This is a genomic window from Thermomicrobium sp. CFH 73360 (assembly GCF_023806465.1).
Lineage (GTDB): Bacteria > Chloroflexota > Chloroflexia > Thermomicrobiales > Thermomicrobiaceae > Thermomicrobium.
Genome location: NZ_JAMSLS010000002.1, coordinates 446772 through 470202, shown reverse-complemented (window position 1 = coordinate 470202; position 23431 = coordinate 446772). Strand labels below are relative to the sequence as shown.

Below are 23431 nucleotides of genomic sequence, written 5' to 3'. Positions count from 1 at the left end.
CTGGATGGCAGTGACCGTCGCGATCCTCGGAGGCTCAGGCTACACGGGTGGGGAGCTCTTGCGCTTGTTGCTTCATCATCCGGAAGTCGAGGTAAAGCACGTCACCTCGCGGTCGCGAGCCGGAAAGTTCGTGCATACGGTGCACCCGAACCTCCGCAAGCGCACAACCTTGAAATTTGTCCCGCCCGAGGCGCTCGAGCCGGTCGAGGTGCTCTTCGCCTGCTTGCCGCACGGGGAGACGGCTCCGATTGTGGACCGGCTGCTCGAACTTGCGCCGGTTGTTATCGACCTTTCTGCAGATTTTCGCTTACGGGACCCGGCTGCTTATGAGACATGGTACCACTGGTCGCATCCTCGGCCGGAGTTGCTTGGCCAGGTTGTCTATGGACTTCCAGAGCTCCACCGTGAGGAAATCAGGACAGCGCGGTACATCGCCTCCCCAGGCTGCAACTCAACGGCAGTGATTCTTGGGCTTGCCCCGCTCTTCCGCGCGGGATTCGTCGACCTGGACATGCCAGTGACCGTTGAGTGTAAGGTGGGCTCCTCCGGGGCTGGTGGTGAGGCTGGGCCAGCAAGCCACCACCCAGAGCGGAGTGGGGTGATCCGTCCCTTTAAGCCGGGCGGCCACCGGCACACCGCTGAGGTTCTGCAGGAACTCACGGTCTGTGGACGGACGCCGTCGCTTGGCCTCTCGGTCACGAGCGTTGAAGCGGTGCGGGGGATCTTGGCGACGGCCCATGTCTTCCCCAATCGACCACTCACCGACCGTGATCTCTGGCAGGTCTATCGCGCAGCCTACGGCCAGGAACCATTCATCCGTCTGGTCAAGGAGGCAAGCGGAATCCACCGGTATCCGGAACCGAAGATCCTGGCTGGCTCGAACTACTGTGATATCGGCTGGGAACTGGACGAACTCCCGGGTGGCCGGCAGCGGCTCGTGGTGATGTCGGCAATTGACAACCTTATGAAGGGCGCAGCAGGACAAGCGGTCCAGGCGATGAACATCCGGCTTGGCTTTCCCGAGACATTGGCCCTCGAGTTTCCGGGGCTGCACCCGTTGTGAGGAGTCGCGTGGTGCGACGTCGCTGGGTCATTTCCCCTCTGCTCGCGGTAGGTCTCGCGCTCGGCTGGAAGCTTGCTCGCCGACGGCCCTTTTCCGCGCGGCTCGCCTGGTTCTTGACACTGCCGGGGGTGCGCTCGTTTGCCCAGGCAGCGGAGCTGACTGCCTTGCTGGAGTTGCAGCCGGGCATGCGGGTACTCGACGCTGGCGCGGGGCCGGGGCGACTGACGATCCCCTTGGCCGAGCGTGTCGGACCAAGCGGTTCAATCACCGCACTTGACATGCAGCCGCGGATGCTCGAATTGGTGCAGCAACAGGCGGAAAAGCGCGGACTGACCAACGTGCTGCCGCTGCTGGTGGAACTCGGGCGGGGCACGTTGGCAGCGCTGGAGCAGGATACGTACGACCGGGCGCTCCTTGTCCATGTGCTTGGCGAAACAGCCGACCCGGCGGCGACAGTACAAGAGTTGGCGACGGTGCTGCGACCGGGTGGGCGCCTCGCAATCGTCGAGACAATGGGGGACCCGCACTACGTGCGGTATCGGCGGGTGCGCGAACTAGCTGAGCGGGTGGGTCTCCGACTCATCGCTCAGCGGCGCTGGCTCTTGGGGCATACCACAGTCTGGGAAAAGCCGAGTGGGAGGACGAGGGAGAAAGGAGCGACGTGACAAAGATGTTGGTCGTGAAGCTGGGAGGGAGCGCAGGAATCGATCCGGCACTGACGCTGGACGATCTGGCAGCGCTCTGGCATGAGACACAGATCATCTTCATCCACGGGGCAAACGCGACACTTGACGAGTGGACGCGACGGCTTGGACGGGAGCCACGCCTCGTGATGTCCTCGACTGGTCAGGTCAGCCGGTTTACCGACCGCGAGACGATGGATCTGATGTTGATGGTCTATGCCGGTCTGGTCAATAAGCGGCTCGTCGAGGGACTGCTGCAGCGTGGCGTTAACGCAGTCGGGTTGACAGCGATGGACGGACGCATCGCCAGCGGTCCACGCAAAGACACGCTGCGGGCGATCGAAAATGGGAAACCGAAGGTGCTGCGGGGAGACTATGCGGGAAGTATCGAACGAGTTGATACGCAGCTCTTGGAGCTCCTGCTCGACCATGGGTATCTGCCTGTACTCACACCCCCGGCGGTGAGCGACCAGGGCGAGGCGATCAATGTGGACGGCGACAAGCTGGCAATGCAGCTTGCGATTGCACTGCGGGCTGATGCGCTGGTCATCCTCTCGAATACACCTGGCCTCCTGCGGGACGTGCGTGATCCGGACTCGCTGATTTCCGCCATTGATGTAGACGATCCGGCGAGTGTCGAGGCGGCGATGACGGCGGCACAGGGGCGAATGAAGAAGAAGGTGGAGGCAGGGTGCAAGGCGGTGCAGGCCGGGATCGGCCGAGTGGTGTTTGCTGATGCACGTGTGCCACAGCCTATCCAGCGGGCACTTGCCGGCGCGGGGACAGTGCTGATCGCCGGGAGCCGGGTCGAGGTGCGACCATGACGGCGCGATCGACGGCAACGATCGTCCAGCTCGACGAGATGCTCCAGCCACCGCTGTATGCCAAGCGCGGTATCGCGTTAGTGCGTGGCGAAGGGGTGTGGCTCTATGATAGTGACGGGCAGCGGTATCTCGACCTGATGAGCAACTACGGGGTCAATCTCCTGGGGCATGCCCATCCTCGTGTCACTGCTGCGATCGTCGCGCAGGCGGGGAGACTCTTGAGCTGTCACCAGTCATTCGCCTCGGACGTGCGGGCGGCATTCCTGGAAAAGCTATTGTCTCTCGCCCCTCATGGATTAGTGCGCGTGTTCTTGAGTAACTCCGGCGCGGAGGCAGTGGAGGCAGCGCTGAAGTTCGCCTGGGCAGTAACCGGGCGCCGCAAGATCGTGGCGGCACGGCGCGGCTACCACGGTCGGACGCTCGGAGCGCTAGCGGCGACAGGGGAGCCGAAATATCGCCAACCGTTCCTCGCTGTATTGCCGGAAGTGACGCATGTCCCCTACGGCGACGCCGTGGCGCTGGAGACCGCCGTCGACCAGGAGACGGCAGCGGTGATTCTCGAGCCGGTGCAAGGCGAGGCAGGAATTTATCCAGCTGATCCGAGTTTCCTGGAGGCGGCGCGGCGGATCACGCGAGATCGCGGTGCACTCCTTATTTTTGACGAGGTGCAGACGGCGTTCCGCACCGGTGCCTGGTTTGCTTGCCAGCACGCAGGAGTTTCACCGGACCTCCTCTGTGTGGCCAAAGGGTTGGCCAATGGTGTCCCGATTGGCGCGACACTCCTGACAGAAGATGTGGCGCTGGCGTTGCCTCCTGGTGTCCATGGGAGCACCTTCGGAGGGAACCCGCTTGCCTGTGCGGCTGGACTGGCAACGCTTCAGACCCTCGAAGATGACCACCTGATCCCTGCTGCCAAGGAGCTTGGTGCCTATTTCCGTCAGCAGCTGCTCGCCTTGCGTCACCCACTCGTGCGCGAGGTGCGCGGACTCGGACTGATGCTCGGTGTTGATCTGAAGACGCGTGCGACGCCCGTTCTCAAGGCGATGCAAGAGCGCGGAGTGCTAGCGCTCCCTGCTGGCACGACGGTGGTGCGGCTCCTGCCGCCCTTGATCCTGACCCGTGAAGACATTGATTTTGCAGTGGTACGGATCAGCGAGGCGCTGGAGGCGCTGCGCGCCGGATCAGGTGGAGGAGGCGAGCGTGACTGAGCAGCGATCGAGCGAGACGACGCGCGTCATCCTGCGCAGTTTCGGTGTGATGGTGACGACCTACGAAGAACGAATGGCCGAGCTGCTCGCGCAAGCGGCACGCGAGGATCTGACGACCGGCGAGGCGCTGCGTCTTGCGGCGAGGGCACTAACCCTTTCGGCGCGCTTGACACGCCGCCTCCGTGAGGTCACTGATCACGTCCTGGAGACCGAGCAGCGATTGCTCAGTGCCCTCCAAGAACAGCTGGCCCAGCGTGTCCCCGCGGCATCGGTCGAGCTGGAGGAGTGAAGGGCGTGCTCCGGGACAGGAGCTGCCCTGCTCGTCCGAGCCAGCGTGCAATCGTGGCAGCGTGCGGAAAAGTGGCGAGGGTGGAGAATGAACGCTGGGTGAACCCGGGTACGGATCGCCGACCTGGGCTGAATTGGCCGGGTTCCCTCAAGGGTAGGAAACGAGGGACAACGGGAGGCGTTACCGCCGAAGAACCAGCGTTCCTCGCTTTTCCCGCCAGGGTGCAGGAGTTGAGCCGGACGTAATATCTCCGACAATGTGGCTGGATAGCGGGACGCGGACGTGAGGCGTACCCTGAGAGGCGCCACGCATCGCACTCGAGCGCATCGGTGATGTCACACGGAGCCTATGCGCGGAGATGCCCCCTGCCCCACATTGGCTGCATGCTTGAGAGCCGGCCGAGCGATCGCCGCGTCGAGCGGCTGAAGAGCTGGTGAGCGAGCGTGGTGCGAGGAGGAAGAGGCCAGGGAGGGGTCAACGCTCAAGCTCCCTTTCCTGTTTCGATAGTGTGGGCAGTCAATCGCCGGGCAGCGCTTGGCTCCCGGGTCCTGGTGCTCGCTGCCTTGTCAGGATGCCGGAGGCGCGACAATAGACCGGGAACGAGATGGGGGCGAGAGGACGCAGTGTTCAAGAGTCGGCCATCGCGTCGTGGGTGTGGCCGGTTTTCACGCCAGGGTGAGCCTGGGCATCGGGAACGGTTTGGAAAGGCGCCCATGCGCTGTGTCGCGTGGCTCGTTGACGTTGTGCGCTGGCGGTCGGTACGCTTGCCGGGAGAGGCCGTCCGATGGAAGGGTGCTCCTTCCGACGAGTACGGCACGCGTCGATTGGCCGCTCGTGAGTAGTGAGTGCTGCTTGAGGGTAATCTGGTTCTCGATCGCGACACTCGACGTGGAGGTGGGACTCGATGACGCACGTGGCGCGCTCCGACGAACTTGCCCCGACCTACCAGCCGCAGGCGGTGGAGGCGCGCTGGTACGACTGGTGGGAGCGACAGGGGTACTTCACGCCGACGATCGACTGGAGTCGCAAGCCGTTCGTCATCATCATGCCGCCGCCGAACGTCACCGGCGAGCTCCATATGGGACACGCGCTCTTCGTCGCGATCGAGGACTTAATGATCCGTTGGCGGCGCATGCAGGGCTACCCGACGCTCTGGCTGCCCGGGGCGGATCATGCGGGGATCGCTGGGCAGTGGGTCGTTGAACGGGAGCTCCTCAAGGAGAGGCTGACTCGGCACGATCTGGGGCGGGAGAAGTTCCTGGAGCGTGTCTGGGATTGGATGAACCGCTACCGCGGCCGCATTCGCGAGCAGCTGCGGATCCTTGGTGCCTCCTGCGATTGGACACGCTTCCGCTTCACGATGGATCCTGGCCCGTCACGGGCAGTGCGGACGGCCTTCAAGCGGCTTTATGACAAAGGGCTGATTTATCGTGGTGAGCGCCTCATCAACTGGTGCCCGCGCTGTATGACTGCGCTGTCAGACCTTGAGGTTGACCACGAGGAGTTGGAAGGGACGCTCTATTACCTGCGGTACCCGGTGGAAGGAAGTGACGAGTCACTGGTCGTGGCGACGACACGACCGGAGACGATGCTCGGCGATACTGGTGTGGCTGTCCACCCGGACGACGAGCGCTACCGGCACCTTGTGGGGAAGACCGCGATCTTGCCCCTGCTGGGGCGGCGACTGCAAATCGTCGCTGACGAAGCGGTTGATCCGGCTTTTGGCACCGGGGCGGTGAAGGTGACACCAGCCCACGATTTCACCGACTTTGAGATCGCCCAGCGGCACAAACTGCCGCCGGTCAACATCCTGAATCCGGACGGCACCTTGAACGAGGCGGCTGGGCCGTTTGCGGGGCTGACCATCCAGGAAGCACGGCGTCGCGTTGTCGAGGAACTCGATCGACAAGGCTACCTCGTGCGGACGGAGCCACATCGTTACAGCCTCGGCCACTGTCAGCGTTGTGGAACAGTGGTCGAGCCACTAATCAGCAAGCAATGGTTCGTGCGCATGGCTCCGCTTGCCCAGCCCGCAATCGAGGTGGCCCGCAATGGAACGCTCCAGTTTATCCCCGAGCGCTTCCGTGCCGTCTATCTTCACTGGCTGGAAAACGTGCGCGACTGGTGTATCTCGCGGCAGCTCTGGTGGGGACACCGCATACCGGTCTGGTACTGCCAGGACTGCGAGCAGTTGACCGTGACGGCCGAGGAGACGATCGATCGCTGTGAGCACTGCGGGAGTACGCGCATCGAGCAAGATCCAGATGTGCTGGATACCTGGTTCTCAAGCGGACTGTGGCCGTTTAGCACGCTCGGGTGGCCGGACGAGACCGAGGATCTGCAGTACTTCTATCCCGGCTCGGTGATGGAGACGGGGTACGACATCCTGTTCTTCTGGGTCGCGCGCATGGTCTTCCTTGGCCTTGAATTCATGGGTGAGGTGCCGTTCTATACCGTCTATTTGCATGGCACGGTGCGCGACGAGCGCGGTCAGCGGATGAGCAAGACGAAAGGGAACGTGATCGACCCGACTGAGGTGACGCAGCAGTACGGCGCGGATGCGTTGCGCTTTACGCTGGTGACGATGGCTGGCCCCGGTACCGATATGAAGCTTAGCCTAAGCCGGGTCGAGGCGAGCCGCAACTTCGCGAATAAGATCTGGAATGCCACCCGCTACACGCTACGTGCACTTGCCGGCGGGACGATCGACTGCGCGCAAGACGGGAGTGTGCTGCCTCCGGCGCGAGAGTCGGCCAGCTTGGCCGACCGCTGGATCCTGAGCCGACTGCAACGTGTCACTGAAACGGTGACTGACCTCATGGAGCGGTATCAGTTCCACGAGGCCGGCCATACGCTCTACGACTTCCTCTGGTCCGAGTTCTGTGACTGGTACATTGAGGCGAGCAAAGTGGCGATCAACGTGGGCGGTACAAGCGCGCAGGCCGCGCGGCAGACCCTGGCCTTTGTCCTGGAGCGGGCACTGCGATTGCTCCACCCGTTCATGCCGTTTCTCACCGAGGAACTGTGGCAACGACTACCGCACGCTGGCGAGAGCATTATGGTCGCTCCCTGGCCCCAGCCAGATACGACGCAGATGGACGACGAGGCAGAGCAGGAGTTTGCCTTCCTGATGGAAGCAATCCGGGCGGTGCGCAATGCGCGGGCCGAGGCTGGGGTGGAGCCGGCCCGCTGGATCCAGGCAATCATCTTCCCTGGCTCGCACCGGCGGACGTTCCAGGACAGCGAAGGCGTGTTCCGCTTCTTGGCGCGGATTGCCAGCGATGGACTCGAATATGTCGACGAACTTCTCGAGGCACCGCGTCAAGTCGTCTCGCTGATTGTGGACGATGCAGTGATCTACCTGCCGTTGCGCGGTATGCTGGACATTGAGGCGGAGCGACAACGGCTGCAGCGCGAACTGGAAGAGCTCCTCGCTGAATTCGAACGGACGCGCACGCTTCTGGCGAATGAGCAGTTCGTGACCCGCGCTCCGGCGCACGTCGTGGAACGGCATCGTGCCAAACTTGCCGAGAACGAGGAGCGTGTACGCCTTCTCCAGGCGCGGCTTGAGGAGTTGGCCTGAGCCGCCAGCGAGAACGCAACGGTTGCGGGGCTTTGTCATCGTCCCCTCTCCACCGGCGGTCGCCAGTGCGCCTGCTCCAGGACTGGTGGTCAGCTGAGCGTGCTCTCGCTTGACGTGCACTCTGGCGGCCTGTCCGTTCTGGGTGCACCGGTCGGCTGCCGCCAGCCGTCCGCTTCATCGGTTCGCCGAAGTCTGACCGTCGCTGCTCTACCACGAGGAAGACGAATTGAGCGGTACTCCGGGGGCGCGGGGACAGTGATGGAGACTATCCTCCGGGAACGAGGTGGCGAGGCTCGCTCGCCCGCGGAGCCGGAGTCGAAGGCACTGGGGGCTATCATGAGCCAGCGAACCAATATACTCGCGTCGCTTCAGCTCGACCCTGCGCTCGCCTTACCGCGGGAGTGGTACGCGCGGCCGGCGGTCGAGGTTGCTCGGGAACTCCTTGGGGCGATCCTGGTCAGCGTTGTTGAAGGGGAACTTGTGGCGGGGGAATTGGTAGAAGTTGAGGCCTACGGTGGGCCAGAGGATCCGGCGTCGCATGCGGCGCGCTATCGGAACGGGCCGGTACGGGTGATGTGGGGACCACCGGGACATGCCTACGTGTACCGCGCTTACGGCATGTATCCCTGCTGCAACGTCGTGACGGAACCGGAGAGCCAAGCTGGTGCCGTGCTGCTCCGCGCGGCTGCACCGCTCGTCGGACTCGAGACAATGCGAGCACGACGGCTGCGTCAGCGTCGCACCGCTCGGGAGCTCGCTCCGGTGCGCCTGGCAAGTGGTCCTGGTGCGCTGGCGATCGCTTTTGGGATCACACTGGCGCACAACGGTCTTCCGCTTGATGGGCCACCTCTCTGGATCCAACCGGGCCGGCAGGTTGCCGAGGTCACCTGTACGACGCGTATCGGCATTCGCCGCGGGACGTCGTTGCTGTGGCGCTTCCTCATTCCTGGTCATCCCTGTGTCTCAGGGTCGCGCAGTGACCGTGGCTGTACAGTAGACTGAGGTGATGCAGAGTATCCTCCGGTAAGGTGGATCACCCGATGCCAACGTTTTCGACGCTGCAGCTCGTCAGTCTGGCAATGGCCGCACTCTCGCTGCGGGCACTCGTGCGGGCCTGGCGTGGGCGGCAATTTCTCTTTGCTGAACCGCTCAGCTCGGCACAACGCTCACTCCTTGTCGAAATTGCGCTGTTTCTGGTTGTTCCGCTTGGAGTGCTACTCCACGAGGTCGGACACATGGTCGCGGTCTGGCTGGCGGGCGGTCGGGTGACCGGATTTGGCTATCTTCTGTTCCTTGGTTGGGTAGAGTATAGCGATGTAACAAGTCCGGCCGGCCACTTCTGGATCGCGCTGAGTGGGAACGTGGTTAGTCTGGTGCTCGCCCTCGCAATGCTCGCGATCGGGCTGTTCGTGAGGGTGCATCGGCCGGTCAGTGTTGTTTGCCTCGCGAGTGGTGGGTTGATCGTGGCGACGACTCTTGTCTTTTATCCTGCGCTCGACCTGGTGAGTGGATTGTACGGTGACTGGATGCAGCTCTATAGCGCACAGTGGCCCTATCCGCTATGGCTTGGCATCGTGCATGGGGGACTGCTTCTGACCGGTGTAGCCCTCTGGCGAAGTCGCTGGTTGCGCTGGCGTGTTTCCGAGCGCATTGGCATCCCTTGGCGACTCGATGAGGCCGACCAGCGAGGCCTGGCATGGCGGCAACTCGCCGAGGCAGCGGAACATCTTGGCGCAGAGGACTCACCGCTCATCGTCCGGTGCGAGGTGGCTGACGGGAAGCCTCTCCTCGAACTGCGCTGGCAGCGTGATGGTAGACAGCGGTTGTTGCGGGCTTGGGTCGACGAGCGTGCCAATGTGGTGAAGGCTGTTGCCTTGACTGGCGAGCCACCAACCCCACGGGCGACCTGGCGCGCAGTTCTCAGAGAAGACACGCTGTTTGTTCGTCCGTCGCCGTTGGTTGAGCTTCTACGACGGCTTCAGACCGCGACCGATGCGCTCGAACTCGATGGCAGGTGATCACGATGTCCTGGAAACGTTTCTTGCAGCGGAAGCCGGAAAACACGGGTGAGGCAGGAGAGGCAGTGGACTCAGCCTCGTCCTACGTGCGCGAAGCGGAGCGCCGGCGGCTCGTGCGCCTCTTGGAGCGCCGCGCGGCACTCCAGTATGACCTGGCGCAGGCGGAGCAAGCCCTCTTACCAGAAAACCGTTGGGCACAGCGGATCCGCGAGCTGGAAGCTGCGCTGGCTGAGGTAGAGGCAGAACTCAGGCAGCTTGAAGTGAACTCTGCGCAAGCTCCAGAACCAGCACTGCCAGCAGTTGCTGTGACGGTGACAGTCGATGCCGACGCGCAACCAGCGACCGTTCTGCTTGAGATCAATGGGATGACCTTCCGTTGGGTGGAGGAAGTTGATTGGGCAGAGCGTGGACATCAGATTGCACCAGCGCGGCTCCGACGGGTGGAAGGGGATGTGGCAGCGCTCCTGGCGGAAGTCGGGTACGGTCGTCCGTGTGAGGAACTCCTCGAGACCCTCGCCGCGAGCTTGGAACTGCTGGCGATGGATGCGCTCGCGGCCGCACGCCGCGAGGGTGTGGTCTGGGTGCCGCTGACACTCGCCGATCTTGCGCGCCCGTGTGAGCGATGTGGGGGCTGGCGCGACGTGCGTGGACGCTGTCCGACCTGCACTGCACGTGACTGGCAGAGACAGCAGCTCCTCCTTGAGCGGAACCGTTTTCGACAAGAGCGCGACGAAGTCTACCGCGACTGGCAGCGGACACGTGACCGGCTTCCGGTCGTCCAGCGGCAGCTGGCGGAGGTTGAGGCGGATATTCGTGCGCTGGAGCTCAAAGGCGTCCGACCTCCGGACGAATCCTGACGGCGGATCGCCACAAGTCATGTTTGGCCGGTTATACTCCAGTACGACTTTCCTATAGGATGACGCGGTGCTGTCACCAAGGGAGGGGATGGGGTGCAGTGGCGGGAGCCGCTGCGGTTGCTGGTAGGGAACCGGCGCTTCGCAGCGCTTTGGAGCTCCGATCTCTTTGCGACCATTGGTGACCGGATTCATCGGGTCGCGCTGGCTGCACTGGTCTACCAGCTGACCGGTTCAATGACGGTTGCTGGTTTGGCTTTTTTAGCCTCAGGACTGCCTGATCTCCTGCTAGGGCCGCTGGCTGGGGTGATTGTTGATCGGTTTGACCGGCGCGTGGTGATGATTGCCTCCGATCTGCTGCGTGTCCCGCTTGTCCTCGCGTTGCCACTTGCGAGTTGGACCTGGGTTCTCAGCATCTATCCATTGCTTTTCCTCATCAATGCGGCAGCAATCCTGCACCGTCCGGCGAAGATGGCGGCGATTCCCTCCGTGGTTCGAGGTGGGCAGTTGACGACAGCGAACTCGCTGTCTTCGCTTGCGGAGAGTCTTGGCGATATCGGAGGGTATCCGCTCGCTGGACTGCTCGTCGGGGGACTTGTAGCGGCGTTCGGGGCGGAACAGGGGCTGATTGGGGCGTTTGCCGTTGCAGCGCTGGGATACCTCTGCTCGGCTGCCGTACTTTGGCCGCTCCGCCTTCCCCGTCACGAGCGGTTGGAGGCGGCGAGCGTGCAAACAGTCTGGAGTGATCTCTTCCAGGGGATTCGCTTTTTGGTCGGCAACAGACTTGTCCGGGCAAATACGGCAATCGTCACGCTGGGCGCGGTAGCGATTGGGATGGCGATGCCCCTCCTCGTGGGGTATGCCTATGCCCGCCCCGAGCGTGGCGAAGTGGCGTACAGCATGTTGAACTTCGGAATCGGCGTCGGGAGTGTCGCGGGGGCGATGCTCATGGGGGCGCTGAATGCGCGCCGCCTTGGCTCACTGGTGCTGGGCGGACTCGTGGTCATGGGTGTTGGTCTCTTTGGCCTCGGACTGGAGCCGCCCCTTTGGCTCGGGGTCGGCTTGACTGCTTTGACGGGCCTCGGCAACATGCTGTTTCTTATACCGAGCGTGACGATCGTGCAGCGGGCGACGCCGGCGCACCTTATGGGCCGGATCTTCGCGCTACGCTCGACGGTGCTCTTCACCGTGCTGATTGCAGCGAACGGTATCGGCGGTTGGATCGGAGACTGGGTGGGCGCTGCTCGAGCCTTTTCCTTGGTTGGGAGTGCACTTGTCCTCGCAACGATCATGGCGATGCTGTTGCCGTCGATCTGGCTCGCTAATCGGCTTGATGAACTGACCCTCGAGCCGTCGAGTTGAGCGGTATACTTGCTTTTCGCGCTCTGGAGGGGAGACGTGCCGGAACATCTGCTCGCACGGAGAGTTTACGAGGTATTCACCCGGCGGGGACACACGCTTGCGACGGCGGAATCTTGTACGGGTGGTCTGATCGGCCATCTGGTAACCTCTGTTCCCGGCAGCAGCGAGTACTACATTGGTGGAATCATCGCCTACAGCAATGCCGTGAAACGGGACGTACTGGGTGTTCCTGAGGAGATCCTTCGTACCGTGGGCGCGGTGAGCTCCGAATGCGCTGAGGCGATGGCGCGCGGTGTGCGTGCACTCCTCAAGACCGAGTATGCTGTGGCGACGACGGGGATCGCCGGACCAGGTGGGGGCACGCCGACGAAGCCGGTCGGACTAGTCTACATTGCCTGCGATGGCCCAGACGGAATAGTGGTAGAAGAGTACCGGTTTACGGGAGACCGCTGGGAGAATATCGCGCAGGCGGCTGAGGCAGCACTGCACCTCCTGCTCCGCGTTACCGGTGAGTGACCAAAGCCAGGAAACGAGTGTGAAGAATGGAGCACGAGAAGACACAACTTGCGAACGGGATCCGCATCGTCACGAGCCGAATGCCTCACGTCCGTTCGGCGACGATCATCATTTATGTGCGTGTTGGCTCACGGTACGAGAGTGCTTATCTTGCGGGGATCTCGCACTTCTTGGAGCACATGCTCTTCAAAGGAACGGAGCGCCGCCCCGATCCAGTTCTGATTAGTGAGGCGATCGAAGGGGTCGGCGGTATCATGAACGCCTCGACTGGTCGCGAATCGACTGATTACTGGGTGAAGGTGCCGAGCGCCCACGTAGGGCTGGCATTCGATGTTCTCGCCGATATGCTGCGACACTCACTCTTCGATCCGGTCGAACTCGAGAAGGAGCGGCACGTTATCGTCGAAGAAATCCACGGGATCCGTGATACACCGGACGATTACATCCACGATCTCGTCGACCAGGCGCTCTGGAACGGCCACCCGTTGGGGCGGCCAATCATTGGTTCGGAGGAGACAGTCGAGGCGATCACGCGTGATGAATTGATCGCTTATCTCCACGAGCATTACCGTGCGGATCGGCTGGTCGTTGCGGCAGCTGGTGACCTCGTCCACGAGCAGGTTGTCGAGCTGGTCGAGCAGTATTTTGGTGACCTTAAGCCTGGGCCACCTGCTGACTCACATCCGGCGCGGCTTGCGGATGCACGCCCCTGCGTCCAGCTACTCGATCGGCCGACCGAGCAGGCACATCTCTGCGTAGCCTGGCCAGCGTTGCCTTACACCGACGAGCGACGCTTTGTTCAGGGAATGCTCGATGCGGTCTTGAGTTCAGGCATGAGTTCCCGGCTCTTCAAGGAGATCCGTGAACGGCAGGGCCTAGCCTATGAAGTCTACGGGTATCTGCGCGAGTACGCTGACGTGGGACAGGGTGTGGTGTATACCGGCACAGACGTGGAGCGGGCGGAGCGAGCACTTCGGGCGGTGCGTAACGAGTTGGAAAAGCTGGTGCGTGAGCCGGTGCCGACAGAGGAACTTGAGCGGATGAAGGAGCTGCGTGTCGGTCGGATTGTCATGGGTCTTGAAGATAGCCGCGCGGTGGCAAGCTGGATCGGCGGGCAGGAGCTCGTCTTTGGCGAGGTGCTGACGCCAGAAGAGGTCATTGCGCGTATCCGTGCGGTGACAAGCGAAGAAATCCAGGCACTGGCGCAGGAACTCTTCCGTCCTGACCGGTTCGCGCTCGCGGTCATCGGCCCGTTTGACGATCCTGAGCCGCTCCTCACGGCAGCACGTGGCGATTAGCGCCACTGGCTGACCAGTTGCTCGATCCACGGTCGTTCATGGCCGATCGTCGTCGTCGGACCGTGGCCGGGGAAGACAATCACCTCGTCCGGAAGCTGAAGCAGACGGCGTAAGGTTTGGACAGTTTGCTCCATGCTTGAACCCGGCAGGTCAACCCGTCCGTACCCGCCAGGGAAGAGTGTGTCACCCCCGAAAAACCAGCGACGAGTGGACTCGTAGAGAGAAATTTGTTCTGGTGTGTGCCCTGGTGTGTGGATGATCTGGAAGTGCAGGGGGCCAAAGGAAAGCGTGTCTCCGTCGTCCAGGAGTTCATCTGGCGGTGCTGGCTCGATGGCGAACGGTAAGGGCGTCAGGAGCGAGCGGGGCTGTTCGAGGCGCGGGACGGCTTCTGGGTGCGCAGCGATTGGCGCACCGGTCTCACGTCGCAGTTTGGCAGCATCCACGATGTGATCCCAGTGCGTGTGCGTAATGACGATCCGCTCCAGCCGGGCGTGTCGTCGCTCGAGTTCATCAAGTACAGCCAGGAACGACTCGGGCGGCGCGTCGATGAGGAGCGCACGGTCCCCATCCACAATGAGGTAGGCATTCGTCTCCAACGGTCCACAAGGAAGCGTGACAATCTCGATGTCCATATCCCCTCCCGTTCGCGCGGCGCTACATCCCGCGTCGACGTTCGTCAGTATGCCGCAGACATAGGACTAAAGATCGCGTCGCTGGAAGCGAGCCATGGCGAGCAGCAAGAGAACGACCATGTATCCGACGCTGTACCAGACAGCGAGCGAGCTCGGTGGTACCGTCGTCCCGAACGGGTTCGGCCCCAAGAAATTGACCGCAATGCGTGGCTGGACAAGATAACTCGCGAGCCGCCACATGCTGTCGCTGGGGACGAGGATCGAGACGATCACGCCGATGCGTACGAGGACGTCGTTATCAAGCGCAGTGCCGATCTGTTCCACGAGTCCTCCAGTGATGGCCATGCCATACAGCATGAAGACAATGACACCGTTGGCAACGGTCGAAAAGAGGGTGCTGCCGAGCATCGTGAGGCTTAACAACATCAACGCAACGAGCAGGATAAGGCCATAGGCCTGGAGGATGTTTGGTGGCTGGTAGTCACCAATGAAGTGAGCTGTCGTGGTGACAATTGCGACCATGACACCGATGTACATTGCCAGCATCCCGGCATAGCCAAGCCACTTGCCGAGCACAATTTCCCAGCGGCGGATCGGCTTCGGGACAATCGCATGGAGTGTTCCCTGTTCGATCTCGCTCGCAATCGTGCCAACCGCGGCGAAGATGGTCATGACACCGGCGAGAAAGTTGACGGTCCAGAGTCCGAGGAGCACCATCGCGCTGGCGAAGACCTCATAGGGAAGTATGGTGGTTGCACCTTGTGCCTGTCGGTGGGCTTCCATCGCACGCCAGTCTTGCACAAAGAGGTGGAAGCCCCAAACGTAGAGCGCCGCGAAGACGAGGCTCAAGAGGACGACACCAAGGACAAGCTTCTTTCGCAGTCCCTCCCGGAATGTCAGCTGCGCGATGACGAGGGCTTTCATTGTGGCTCCGACCGTTCCTCGTTCACGAGTTGGACGAAGAGATCCTCGAGAGAGCGACGCTCTGGTATGACCCCATAGACCGGAACGCCAGCACGGACCAAGAGATCAACCGCCTGTGCAACTGCTGTCTCGTCGGTGGCTCGGGCGACGAGCACAGGGCGTTCACCGTGCTGCACGGCATCGATTTGGATGACGCGCTCCAGTGCAGCGAGTGTGCCATCTGGTAGAGCACCAAGTCGGAACTCGACGACCAGTTCGCCGGCTAAAAGTGAGGACATCGGCCCGAGAGCAATGACACGACCGCGGTTGACAATGGCAATCCGGTCGCAGATGGCCTCTACCTCGCTCAAAAGGTGCGAATTCAGGAAGACGGTCACACCGTCAGCCCGCAGGCGGCGAATCAGGTCACGCACGTCGCGGCGCCCAAGTGGGTCGAGTGCCGATGTTGGCTCATCCAGAATGACTAGCCGGGGTGAGCCAAGCAGCGCTTGGGCAATCCCGATCCGTTGCTGCATCCCTTTGGAGTAGGTGCGTACCCGACGGCGCGCTGCCTCAGCCAGTCCAACGAGTTCCAAAACTTCAGGAATGCGGCGTCGGCGCTCAGCACGACTGAGTCCGTAGAGCTGGCCGTGGAGATCAAGCAGCTCCTCACCGGTCAGCCAATCATGGAAACGGAAGAGTTCCGGTAAGTAACCGATCTGCCGACGGGCATGATGATCACCGAGTGGTCGCCCGAGTACCAGGCCGCTGCCGGCAGTGGGCCGGATCAGCCCGACCAACATCTTGACGGCGGTTGTCTTGCCTGCGCCATTCGGACCGAGGAACCCAAAGACCTCACCATACCCGACGGTAAGCGAGAGGTCTGCGACAGCGACACGGTCACCAAAAACTTTCCGTAGACCATTCGTCTCGATTGCCCAGTCGCCGTGTTGTGGAACAGTGTTGTTGCTCACGGCTTCGCTTCCCGTGCTACAGCCGCGCGGGGCGAGCAGCAGTCACTGCTCGCCCCGTCTCCCTCGAGCGATCGTTGGCTTAGCGGAGTGAGCGTGCCACTGTGACCGCCTCATTCGCACTCACATGCCCTCCAACAACATGAAGGATGCCACGTTCTTGCCAGAGGACCGCTGCCCCATCCGGTGATTCGATCAGGAGCCCAGTCGAGCCGCGTAGCGAGATTGACCGCGAGGTTGCGCCCTCCGGGAGGGGGATGATGAGCGTCTGTCGCCAGTCGCGCACGGAGCGGATCTGGGCGACGACGTCAGGCGGAAGTCCGGGGAGCATCAGCAGGTCTTCGCGAAGGAGCTCCGGGTCAATTTCGGCTGGAAGTTCAAGCACCGGGCTCTCGAGCTCCGCCACAACGAGTGCATGCTCGTCGCTGGTCTGCCACACCTGGGCAGCACTTGCGGGAATATCAACGGCGACGGTGACCGTTGGTGTCACAGAGGGATCGGGGAGGCTCGCAAAGCGGAGCCCGATCGCTCCCAGTGCCTGCTGGACGCGCGCCACGTCGATGGTCGTCTCCGTCCGGCGCGGATCACCGATGAGATAGCGTGGCTGAATCTCGGAGAACGTGGATGGGAGCTCACTTGGCAGAAGTGGTCTCCGGCCGAGATGGAGAGCTACGTCCTCAAGAGAACTCACTTCACGAACGCCTTCGATATGCTCCTGTGGTGTGACCTGCAATGCTTGGGCGAACTGTTCCCGGAAAGTCGCGCGGTTTTCTTCGGGAATTGCCTCGAGCTGAGTAGCCAGGACTTGCACCGTGTCGGCTGGAATGGTGATTGCAGCGAACTGTTGGACCCGGAAGCGTTGGACGAGTTGGTCGGCTAAAGCACCGACAGGGGCGAGCCAGACAACGAGGGCGATGGTCGTTGTGACGGCGAGCGCGAGAGCCGGGGCACGCAGGCGACGCATAGGGATCTCCTTTCGCGGTTGTGACGATAACACACGCGGGGTGCTGGCTGCGCTCTCCAGCGCAATGAGGGCCCGCGCAGCGAAGTCGGCATTTGCCCGCAGGCGGGCAAGCCGGCTCTGGCAGGTGGCGCAGTTCTCCAAGTGCGTGTGGATGAATGGATCATCCGGAACATCAAGGTAACGACGCAACCGCCCTTCGGACGGGCACTGCCTTCGCCATAGTCGCACTGCCTCACCTCCTCTCGAATGCTAGTCCATACGCGTGAGTGCCTCGTACCTCTCCCGGAAGCGGCGTTCGGCGCGTGCCAGCAAGGTGCCGAGCGAACTTGGACGAATCCCGAGCGTTGTGGCGATTTCCTCGTAGTTGAGGCCGCTTGCGCGCAGTGCGAGGAGTGCACGATCGCGATCCGAAAGCTGGTCGAGTACAGCTCGCACGAGCGCTGCGGTTTCGGCGCGCTCGTACCCTTCGTCCCGCCGTTGTCGGTGCAGCCACTCCAGGCGGAGCCAGCGGGCCCAGTGGAACTGCGCACGGCGTCGACTTCGGAGAACGTTGAGTGCGGTATTCGTCGTCACGCGGGCCAGCCAGAGCCGAAGTGCCTGTGGTCCCTCCAATGCTGGCGGTTGCTGGAACAGGCGAACAAAGACCTCTTGGCAGATATCTTCTGCGTCTTCGGCGTTTCCGACGATACGAAGTGCGATGCGCAAAACGAGGGGCCGATAGCGCTCGTAGAGGGCAGTGAAAGCCTCCTCCTGTCCTCGGCGGATTGCCTCGAGGAGATCTTCATCGTGCAGACTCGTCACGCGTGGCACCGCCATCAACACCCCACTGGGCACATCTAGAGAAAAACACCGCTGGGGCTCTTTGTGTGACACCTTACCCCAGCGGCCAGAACGGACCGGAGGTCGCTCGGGAATTTTTCCCTACCTCATGGCGTCGGAGTAGCAAGTGGAGGACGAGCCGGGCTCGGTGTGGCACGCGGCGTCCCGGCAGGTGAGGCAGCTGGAGTTGCCGCTGGTGTCCGCGCTGGCGTCGCGGTTGGTGTGCGTGCCGGTGTTGTCGGTGTCCTGGCTGGTGTGACGGCTGGTGTGGTGTGCGGAGTCGTAGCGGGCGAGGCTGCAGGTGTGCGTGGCGCTGCAGCCGGGGTCGCTGCGTGGGTTGGTGTTGGAGTAGCCGCGCCGCCACCGCGGCAGGCAGCAGTGGTGACGAACGCCAAAGTCAGGAGCACAATCGTGATCACTATCGTCCGATGCATTGACCTCTTCATTCTGGCGGCACCTCCTTCCTTTGCAGCTCCGACTCATGCGAATGCCTTCACCTCCGGCCGTCCCTCGGAGCAGGGTCAACTGACCCTGCTCCATCTCCTGAGAACACCGGTTGGATGGGCTGGTGTGACAGCGAGAGGTGCCTGTTGACTGTGGTAGAGTCGGCGCTGGCGGTGGACACAGGTTGCTCTGCCGTCGTAACGGTGAAGGGGACGGGAACAATGCGGTTGCGAAGACTGTTGATTGGACTCACGCTGGTCTCGTTCGTTGCCATTGCGTGTCGACCGAGTGGCGGGACACCGACGTCGACTCCGGCAAGTATCGTCCCGACGCAGGTGGCCACGGAGGAAGCCACCCCTGTGCCAACCGCTGTAGTGACGGTGACTCCTGGGCGGATTGTTCTCAAGCCACCGGATCTCAGGGTGCGTGCGGCGAACGGTGAGCAAACGGCAACGCTTGGGCCGTTCTTCTGGGTTCTCGATTCCGGTTTTGCTGGTGAGACCACTGCACCAGGCCTTGTCTTACCAAGTGAGCAGCCTTTAGCTGTGAAGGTGGGTGAGGAACTCCACTTCACCTTCGGTGAGGACCGGCCACCGCAAAGCGTGAAGCTTGCCGTGTATCCCCAGGAGGGGAACTACGACAAAATTGCTCCTGACCCAGATGCGCCGAAGGGGTTCGTGCTGAAGACTGATCCGGCTCTGACGGCAGAGCCAACGCAGCACGGTGCGGCCTTCGACTGGACAGTCCCTGACCTCGCTTCCGGTGCGTACTTTGTCCAGGTCGAGGTGGAGTGGCCTCAGCATCCCAAGAATCCGCGACCGGATAAGACACCGAGAGCTGTGTATCTGTTCTGGGTGCAGATCACTTCATGAGCGGGGCCAATGCTGGAGAGTGAGGGGATACCAGCAGGCTTGCTCATTGCGAGCTTGCTCGGTAGCATGCTGGGGTTAGGCTGGCACGCGCTGTTTGGTCGGCGGCTCTGGCAGCTGCCGGTCTATTGGCTCGGCGGCGTGATCGGCTTTCTTGGAGGTGTCATCGCGAGCGGGCTTCTCGGCCGAGCGTTCTACCGACTCGGTACTATCCCTCTGGTGGAGGGCGCACTCAGTGCGTTGTTCGTCCTCACGCTCTTGTGGCTGTTTACGACGCCAACGGAGCGACCGCAACGGTGAAGTGATGGTCGCGGCACGCAAGAGCCGGAGCGACCGGAAGGGAAGGGGTAGAGGATGCGGCGCGGCTGGATATGGCTTATCGTCGGCGGGTTACTCGCGCTTTTTATCCTTCTTTTCGTCGTCCTGTATCTCCTGGGAGGCCCGGAGCAGTCGCCGCTTGAACGTGTCCGTGACATTGCGGTGATCTTCCTCGCGTTGACGACGGTGCTTGTTGTCCTGTTGCTTGGAGTGCTCGTGGGGGTAGCGATTTGGCTCGGCCTCCTCATTCGCGATCACCTCATCCCGCTCCTGGCAGCAGCGACCGAGACGATGACGAAGGCGAAAGGGACGGTCGAGTTTGTCGGGGAAACGGTAGCGCGGCCGATCATCCGAACCTATGGCCGTGTTGCGGCGTTGCGCGCGCTTCTCCGCACGTTGACGCACCGTTAGCATTGTCCTTGTCTTTGGCGTCCAGTGTTGACTGGGTACCTAGTCGACGCTGCCACTGCACTGCGGGGTGCACGCAAAGCCCTGGGCAGCGCAGTGGAACGCTGCACGCGTGATCACAATCGACGAAGCGCGAGAGATTTCCAAGGGCGCGCCCTTTCTCAAGGGGGTAGGAACGTCTGACCAGGACTTTCGGCCCACGCGTCTTTCCTGGCACTTACCTCGGCGCAAAATTGGGCAGTGGGTAGTGAAAGTCGGTCTCTTACTCCTGGCCCTCCAGTTCTCAGCCGAGAAGACGGGGAATTCTCCCAACGCTCGGATGGAAGTTCTTCCCCGGTTGCTCATGTGCGCTCGGAGCGGACGGGCAATGCACCGAGGCCATCGACATCGGCCGGGTTTTCCGGGTTGGTCGCCTTCTCATGGGAGGAGTAGACTCCTGCACCACGGGTTGGTGACAGCGTGTTCCGGCGGGCGCTGGCTCAGAGACGCGGAGCGACGCTCGCATCAGACAGGAGAGATGGATGCTTAGCGAGACCGAAGCGACTGTTCGCCTCATCATCGCACTCCTGCTTGGTGGCTTGCTCGGCTTTGAACGGGAGCTGAGTGCCAAACCGGCCGGAATCCGGACGCACATGCTTGTTGCTGAGGGCTCGGCGCTCTTCATGGTCTGCGCCATGCTCCTCATGCAGCAGTTCTCCCAGCCGACTGTAGGAATCCTCATCGATCCGAGTCGCATTGGGTCGACGATCGTGACCGGGGTGGGGTTTCTCGGGGGTGGGATGATCCTGCGTTCGCGTGATCGTGTCTACGGGCTGACGACCGCTGCTGGGATCTGGGTTGCAGCAGCGATTGGCATGCTGGTCGGGGCCGGCTATTACTTGATTGGTATCCTGGGTACGCTTCTTGCCGTCGCGACGATTGTTCTGGTGCGTCGGCTGGAGCGGTACCTGCGGATTCCCGAGCGTCTTCGTGAGCGGCCGATTGACGAGCTCTCGGAGGAGTAGTGCCGTGACTATCCAGCTCAAGCGAGTCTACGATCCTGTCAAGCCGAGTGACGGCGAACGGTATCTCGTTGAACAACTGTGGCCGCGTGGGATGCGCCGGGAGGACGTAGTGATCACCGCTTGGCTGCGCGAGGTAGCCCCGAGCGATGCCTTGCGGCGGTGGTTTGGCCACGATTTGGCCAAGTGGCCAGAGTTCCAACAGCGTTATCGGGAGGAGCTTCTCGCCCATCCGCAGGCCTGGGAACCCTTGCTGGCCGCTGCACAGCGTGGACCGATCACGCTGCTCTACAGCGCGCGGGATCGGGTACACAACAGTGCGGTTGTGCTCCGTGCGTTCCTTGAGAAACACTTACACAGCGCTGGTGAAAGGACTGAGGAAACAGCCACGTCGGGCGGCTTCACGCAACGCGAGGCGTGGGTCGAGGACGAGCGGACCACTCCCTGACAGGCGCACCACGACGTGGTGGCTGTGCTCGATACGGAGCTCCCGCTCGCCGTCCAGGGCCAGTGTGCAGGGGCGTTGCCCGAGGATGATCTCGGCACCAAGTTCCAGCGGGGACCAGGCGCGGATTGGCACTCTTGTCACCAGACCAGGAGCCAGCGGGACGGTCACGCAAATGGAACCTTGTCCGAGCTCCACAAATGCTCCAGTTGGCGCAGGGTTTGGAGAGAGTGCCGCTGCCACGGCCGCCAAGCCGATGACGCCGGGGATCACACGCGAGACGATGATTTGATCGATGGTGTTGGGATCCCAGATCGCGCGTGTGCCGAGAAAGCGCTCACGCGACACGGCCACATCGATGAGCGCGATGTCCACCAATGTCCCATCGATCCAAACCTCGAGGCGTGGTCGTTGCTCTAGGCACGTATCGTCCAGCTGCCCTGTCGCGAGCAGTCCTGCCGCGAGACCTGCGATTGTGCCATCCACCAGATAGGGAAAGACATTGTTCGTGCCGGTGGCGATCGGTACGAGCGGGACTTCCCGGCAGCCGCGTGCGACCACGCGGTTCGTTCCGTCACCACCAAGCGTCAGAATGCAAGCCGCACCGTGCTCGGCGAGCCACCTTGCTGCTTGCTCAGAGTCGCTTGCCGTGAAGGTGCATGGCACGGGAATCGGCTCCAGGTCGAGGTTGAAGCGGTTACTCTCAGCCGCTCGCGTGACGATTCCAAACGAGTCCGGAAGGTAATAGACACGGCGCACACCTGTGGCGGCCAGGCCGGCAAGCGCCCGGCGGGCAATCCGGACCTTCTCTTGGTTGTCGAACGTCGAGGCAAGTGCGACGAGCCGCCGGACGTCCTTGCCGGCTGCAGGATTGGCGATGATGCCGACCACCCCCGGGGCATCATCAGCTGCTCGGTGGTTCCCGCTCACACGATCTCCCGTACGGCCGCAATCACCCGTTCCGGAGTGGGGATGTAGTACTGCTCCAGACTGGGGCTAAAGGGAACCGGCGTATGTGGCGCCGTGACGAGTTTCACCGGGGCGTCGAGATAATCGAAGCCCTTGTCGACTGCAAGCGCGGCGATGTCCGCAGCGACTGAGCAGCGAGGATTATCCTCGTCGACGACGACCAAGCGTCGGGTCTTGGCAAGTGAACTGAGCACAGCGTCCTCGTCGAGCGGTGAGAGCGAGCGGAGATCGACGACTTCAGCTTCGATCCCGTCGGCGCTGAGCCGCTTGGCAGCCTCGAGTGCGATATGCACCATCCGGGAGATCGCGACGATCGTGACGTCATTCCCCTGGCGCTTGATATCTGCCTTACCGATCGGAATCACGTAGTCGCCCTCGGGTACCTCACCCGTCATGTCGTACAGCATCTTGTGCTCGAAAAACATGACCGGATCATCGTCGCGGATGGCGGCAATGAGGAGCCCCTTTGCGTCATAGGGTGTGGCGGGTGCAACTGCCTTGAGACCAGGCATGTGGGCAAAGACTGAATAGTGGCATCCCGAGTGCTGTCCAGCAGCACCGAAACCTGCGCCGATCATGGTGCGGATGACCATAGGTACCTTGGCCTTCCCGCCAAACATGTAGCGCAACTTTGCGCCCTGATTGAAGATCTGATCCATGCAGACACCGAAAAAGTCGACGAACATCAGCTCGGCGACTGGCCGCAGGCCTGTCACTGCTGCGCCCACCGCCGCCCCGATGAAGGCGGCCTCGCTGATCGGGGTATCAAGGACGCGCTGTCGACCGAACTCGCTCACGAGACTCTTCGTGACGCCGAGGGGGCCACCCCAGGCTCCTTCCTGTTCGATATGCTGGACGGTTGCCCCACCGGCGACGTCCTCGCCCATCAGGATGACGGTCGGATCGCGGCGCATTTCGAGCCGCAACGCTTCGTTGATCGCCTGACGATAACTGAGGACGCGTGTTGCCACGACCATGGTCGAGTTCCTC

General features: G+C 62.3%; 25 protein-coding genes. 18 read left to right on the top strand and 7 right to left on the bottom strand.

What is annotated here, in order from left to right:
• Window positions 1-4 precede the first annotated feature (4 nt).
• The 12 genes from argC to NET03_RS05385 all read left to right on the top strand — a co-directional run bounded on the left by argC (window position 5) and on the right by NET03_RS05385 (window position 13698).
• A complete protein-coding gene (argC, locus tag NET03_RS05440; protein WP_252127884.1) occupies window positions 5-1063 on the top strand; it encodes an N-acetyl-gamma-glutamyl-phosphate reductase in 1059 nt (352 codons plus the stop codon).
• An 11-nt stretch (window positions 1064-1074) separates the two neighbouring features.
• Window positions 1075-1728: a class I SAM-dependent methyltransferase gene (locus tag NET03_RS05435; RefSeq protein ID WP_252127883.1), complete on the top strand. Its 654-nt coding sequence runs from the start codon at window positions 1075-1077 to the stop codon at window positions 1726-1728.
• Between the two features lie 5 nt (window positions 1729-1733).
• Entirely contained in the window at window positions 1734-2570 is an 837-nt protein-coding gene (locus NET03_RS05430) for a [LysW]-aminoadipate kinase (protein ID WP_252128140.1), read from the top strand.
• Complete coding sequence (locus NET03_RS05425; protein ID WP_252127882.1) at window positions 2567-3778, top strand: aspartate aminotransferase family protein; 1212 nt, start codon at window positions 2567-2569, stop codon at window positions 3776-3778. The genes NET03_RS05430 and NET03_RS05425 overlap by 4 nt, the downstream gene beginning before the upstream one ends.
• Entirely contained in the window at window positions 3771-4067 is a 297-nt protein-coding gene (locus tag NET03_RS05420) for a hypothetical protein (protein ID WP_252127881.1), read from the top strand. Before NET03_RS05425 ends, NET03_RS05420 begins: the two co-directional genes overlap by 8 nt.
• 904 nt (window positions 4068-4971) lie before the next feature.
• Entirely contained in the window at window positions 4972-7650 is a 2679-nt protein-coding gene (locus NET03_RS05415) for a valine--tRNA ligase (protein ID WP_252127880.1), read from the top strand.
• A 258-nt stretch (window positions 7651-7908) separates the two neighbouring features.
• Window positions 7909-8652, top strand: coding sequence for a DNA-3-methyladenine glycosylase (locus tag NET03_RS05410; RefSeq protein ID WP_252127879.1), 744 nt, complete (start codon window positions 7909-7911; stop codon window positions 8650-8652).
• 38 nt (window positions 8653-8690) lie between these two features.
• Window positions 8691-9668, top strand: coding sequence for a hypothetical protein (locus tag NET03_RS05405; RefSeq protein WP_252127878.1), 978 nt, complete (start codon window positions 8691-8693; stop codon window positions 9666-9668).
• Window positions 9669-9673: 5 nt separating this feature from the next.
• Window positions 9674-10525 (top strand): hypothetical protein, encoded by an 852-nt coding sequence (locus NET03_RS05400; RefSeq protein WP_252127877.1) that lies wholly within the window; start codon window positions 9674-9676, stop codon window positions 10523-10525.
• 93 nt (window positions 10526-10618) lie between these two features.
• Window positions 10619-11884 (top strand): MFS transporter, encoded by a 1266-nt coding sequence (locus NET03_RS05395; RefSeq protein WP_252127876.1) that lies wholly within the window; start codon window positions 10619-10621, stop codon window positions 11882-11884.
• A gap of 36 nt (window positions 11885-11920) precedes the next feature.
• Entirely contained in the window at window positions 11921-12400 is a 480-nt protein-coding gene (locus NET03_RS05390; RefSeq protein ID WP_252127875.1) for a CinA family protein, read from the top strand.
• Between the two features lie 26 nt (window positions 12401-12426).
• On the top strand, window positions 12427-13698 hold the full coding sequence (locus NET03_RS05385; protein WP_252127874.1) for a M16 family metallopeptidase: 1272 nt from the start codon (window positions 12427-12429) through the stop codon (window positions 13696-13698).
• On the opposite strand, the gene NET03_RS05380 is transcribed toward NET03_RS05385, so the two are convergent.
• From NET03_RS05380 to NET03_RS05360, 5 genes are all read right to left on the bottom strand, one after another.
• A complete protein-coding gene (locus tag NET03_RS05380; protein WP_252127873.1) occupies window positions 13695-14330 on the bottom strand; it encodes an MBL fold metallo-hydrolase in 636 nt (211 codons plus the stop codon). The genes NET03_RS05385 and NET03_RS05380 overlap by 4 nt on opposite strands.
• A 66-nt stretch (window positions 14331-14396) precedes the next feature.
• Window positions 14397-15254 carry an ABC transporter permease gene (locus NET03_RS05375; protein ID WP_252127872.1) on the bottom strand — a complete coding sequence of 286 codons (858 nt, stop codon included), beginning with the start codon at window positions 15252-15254 and terminating at the stop codon, window positions 14397-14399.
• Window positions 15251-16207, bottom strand: a complete 957-nt coding sequence (locus NET03_RS05370; protein ID WP_252127871.1) for an ABC transporter ATP-binding protein — start codon at window positions 16205-16207, stop codon at window positions 15251-15253. Before NET03_RS05370 ends, NET03_RS05375 begins: the two co-directional genes overlap by 4 nt.
• Before the next feature lie 79 nt (window positions 16208-16286).
• Window positions 16287-17168 (bottom strand): hypothetical protein, encoded by an 882-nt coding sequence (locus tag NET03_RS05365; RefSeq protein ID WP_252127870.1) that lies wholly within the window; start codon window positions 17166-17168, stop codon window positions 16287-16289.
• 249 nt (window positions 17169-17417) lie between these two features.
• Window positions 17418-17984, bottom strand: a complete 567-nt coding sequence (locus NET03_RS05360) for an RNA polymerase sigma factor (protein ID WP_252127869.1) — start codon at window positions 17982-17984, stop codon at window positions 17418-17420.
• Window positions 17985-18137: 153 nt separating this feature from the next.
• Here NET03_RS05360 and NET03_RS05355 point away from each other — a divergent pair, with 153 nt between their 5' ends.
• The 6 genes from NET03_RS05355 (at window position 18138) to NET03_RS05330 (ending at window position 21475) form a co-directional block, all read left to right on the top strand.
• Window positions 18138-18581 carry a hypothetical protein gene (locus tag NET03_RS05355; RefSeq protein ID WP_252127868.1) on the top strand — a complete coding sequence of 148 codons (444 nt, stop codon included), beginning with the start codon at window positions 18138-18140 and terminating at the stop codon, window positions 18579-18581.
• Window positions 18582-18652: 71 nt separating this feature from the next.
• Complete coding sequence (locus NET03_RS05350) at window positions 18653-19303, top strand: hypothetical protein (protein ID WP_252127867.1); 651 nt, start codon at window positions 18653-18655, stop codon at window positions 19301-19303.
• 9 nt (window positions 19304-19312) lie between these two features.
• Window positions 19313-19600 (top strand): hypothetical protein, encoded by a 288-nt coding sequence (locus NET03_RS05345; RefSeq protein ID WP_252127866.1) that lies wholly within the window; start codon window positions 19313-19315, stop codon window positions 19598-19600.
• A 54-nt stretch (window positions 19601-19654) separates the two neighbouring features.
• Entirely contained in the window at window positions 19655-20029 is a 375-nt protein-coding gene (locus tag NET03_RS05340; RefSeq protein WP_252127865.1) for a hypothetical protein, read from the top strand.
• Between the two features lie 518 nt (window positions 20030-20547).
• Window positions 20548-21030 (top strand): MgtC/SapB family protein, encoded by a 483-nt coding sequence (locus NET03_RS05335; RefSeq protein WP_252127864.1) that lies wholly within the window; start codon window positions 20548-20550, stop codon window positions 21028-21030.
• Window positions 21031-21034: 4 nt separating this feature from the next.
• Window positions 21035-21475 carry a DUF488 domain-containing protein gene (locus NET03_RS05330; RefSeq protein ID WP_252127863.1) on the top strand — a complete coding sequence of 147 codons (441 nt, stop codon included), beginning with the start codon at window positions 21035-21037 and terminating at the stop codon, window positions 21473-21475.
• Here the strand turns inward: NET03_RS05330 and NET03_RS05325 are convergent.
• Together NET03_RS05325 and NET03_RS05320 are read right to left on the bottom strand one after the other, a co-directional pair.
• Window positions 21380-22402, bottom strand: coding sequence for an NAD(+)/NADH kinase (locus NET03_RS05325; RefSeq protein WP_252127862.1), 1023 nt, complete (start codon window positions 22400-22402; stop codon window positions 21380-21382). The genes NET03_RS05330 and NET03_RS05325 overlap by 96 nt on opposite strands.
• The gene (locus NET03_RS05320) at window positions 22399-23418 is read right to left on the bottom strand and encodes an alpha-ketoacid dehydrogenase subunit beta (RefSeq protein WP_252127861.1); all 1020 of its coding nucleotides are present in this window, start codon (window positions 23416-23418) and stop codon (window positions 22399-22401) included. Before NET03_RS05320 ends, NET03_RS05325 begins: the two co-directional genes overlap by 4 nt.
• Window positions 23419-23431 lie beyond the last annotated feature (13 nt).

Excerpts from the sequence above, each read along its gene's own strand:
- argC (WP_252127884.1), top strand. The coding sequence starts at position 5 with ATGGCAGTGACCGTCGCGATCCTCGGAGGCTCAGGCTACACGGGTGGG.
- NET03_RS05430 (WP_252128140.1), top strand. The coding sequence starts at position 1,734 with ATGTTGGTCGTGAAGCTGGGAGGGAGCGCAGGAATCGATCCGGCACTG.
- NET03_RS05425 (WP_252127882.1), top strand. The coding sequence starts at position 2,567 with ATGACGGCGCGATCGACGGCAACGATCGTCCAGCTCGACGAGATGCTC.
- NET03_RS05415 (WP_252127880.1), top strand. The coding sequence starts at position 4,972 with ATGACGCACGTGGCGCGCTCCGACGAACTTGCCCCGACCTACCAGCCG.
- NET03_RS05410 (WP_252127879.1), top strand. The coding sequence starts at position 7,909 with ATGGAGACTATCCTCCGGGAACGAGGTGGCGAGGCTCGCTCGCCCGCG.
- NET03_RS05405 (WP_252127878.1), top strand. The coding sequence starts at position 8,691 with ATGCCAACGTTTTCGACGCTGCAGCTCGTCAGTCTGGCAATGGCCGCA.
- NET03_RS05400 (WP_252127877.1), top strand. The coding sequence starts at position 9,674 with ATGTCCTGGAAACGTTTCTTGCAGCGGAAGCCGGAAAACACGGGTGAG.
- NET03_RS05385 (WP_252127874.1), top strand. The coding sequence starts at position 12,427 with ATGGAGCACGAGAAGACACAACTTGCGAACGGGATCCGCATCGTCACG.
- NET03_RS05380 (WP_252127873.1), bottom strand. The coding sequence starts at position 14,330 with ATGGACATCGAGATTGTCACGCTTCCTTGTGGACCGTTGGAGACGAAT.
- NET03_RS05375 (WP_252127872.1), bottom strand. The coding sequence starts at position 15,254 with ATGAAAGCCCTCGTCATCGCGCAGCTGACATTCCGGGAGGGACTGCGA.
- NET03_RS05365 (WP_252127870.1), bottom strand. The coding sequence starts at position 17,168 with ATGCGTCGCCTGCGTGCCCCGGCTCTCGCGCTCGCCGTCACAACGACC.
- NET03_RS05360 (WP_252127869.1), bottom strand. The coding sequence starts at position 17,984 with ATGGCGGTGCCACGCGTGACGAGTCTGCACGATGAAGATCTCCTCGAG.
- NET03_RS05350 (WP_252127867.1), top strand. The coding sequence starts at position 18,653 with ATGCGGTTGCGAAGACTGTTGATTGGACTCACGCTGGTCTCGTTCGTT.
- NET03_RS05345 (WP_252127866.1), top strand. The coding sequence starts at position 19,313 with ATGCTGGAGAGTGAGGGGATACCAGCAGGCTTGCTCATTGCGAGCTTG.
- NET03_RS05340 (WP_252127865.1), top strand. The coding sequence starts at position 19,655 with ATGCGGCGCGGCTGGATATGGCTTATCGTCGGCGGGTTACTCGCGCTT.
- NET03_RS05335 (WP_252127864.1), top strand. The coding sequence starts at position 20,548 with ATGCTTAGCGAGACCGAAGCGACTGTTCGCCTCATCATCGCACTCCTG.
- NET03_RS05320 (WP_252127861.1), bottom strand. The coding sequence starts at position 23,418 with ATGGTCGTGGCAACACGCGTCCTCAGTTATCGTCAGGCGATCAACGAA.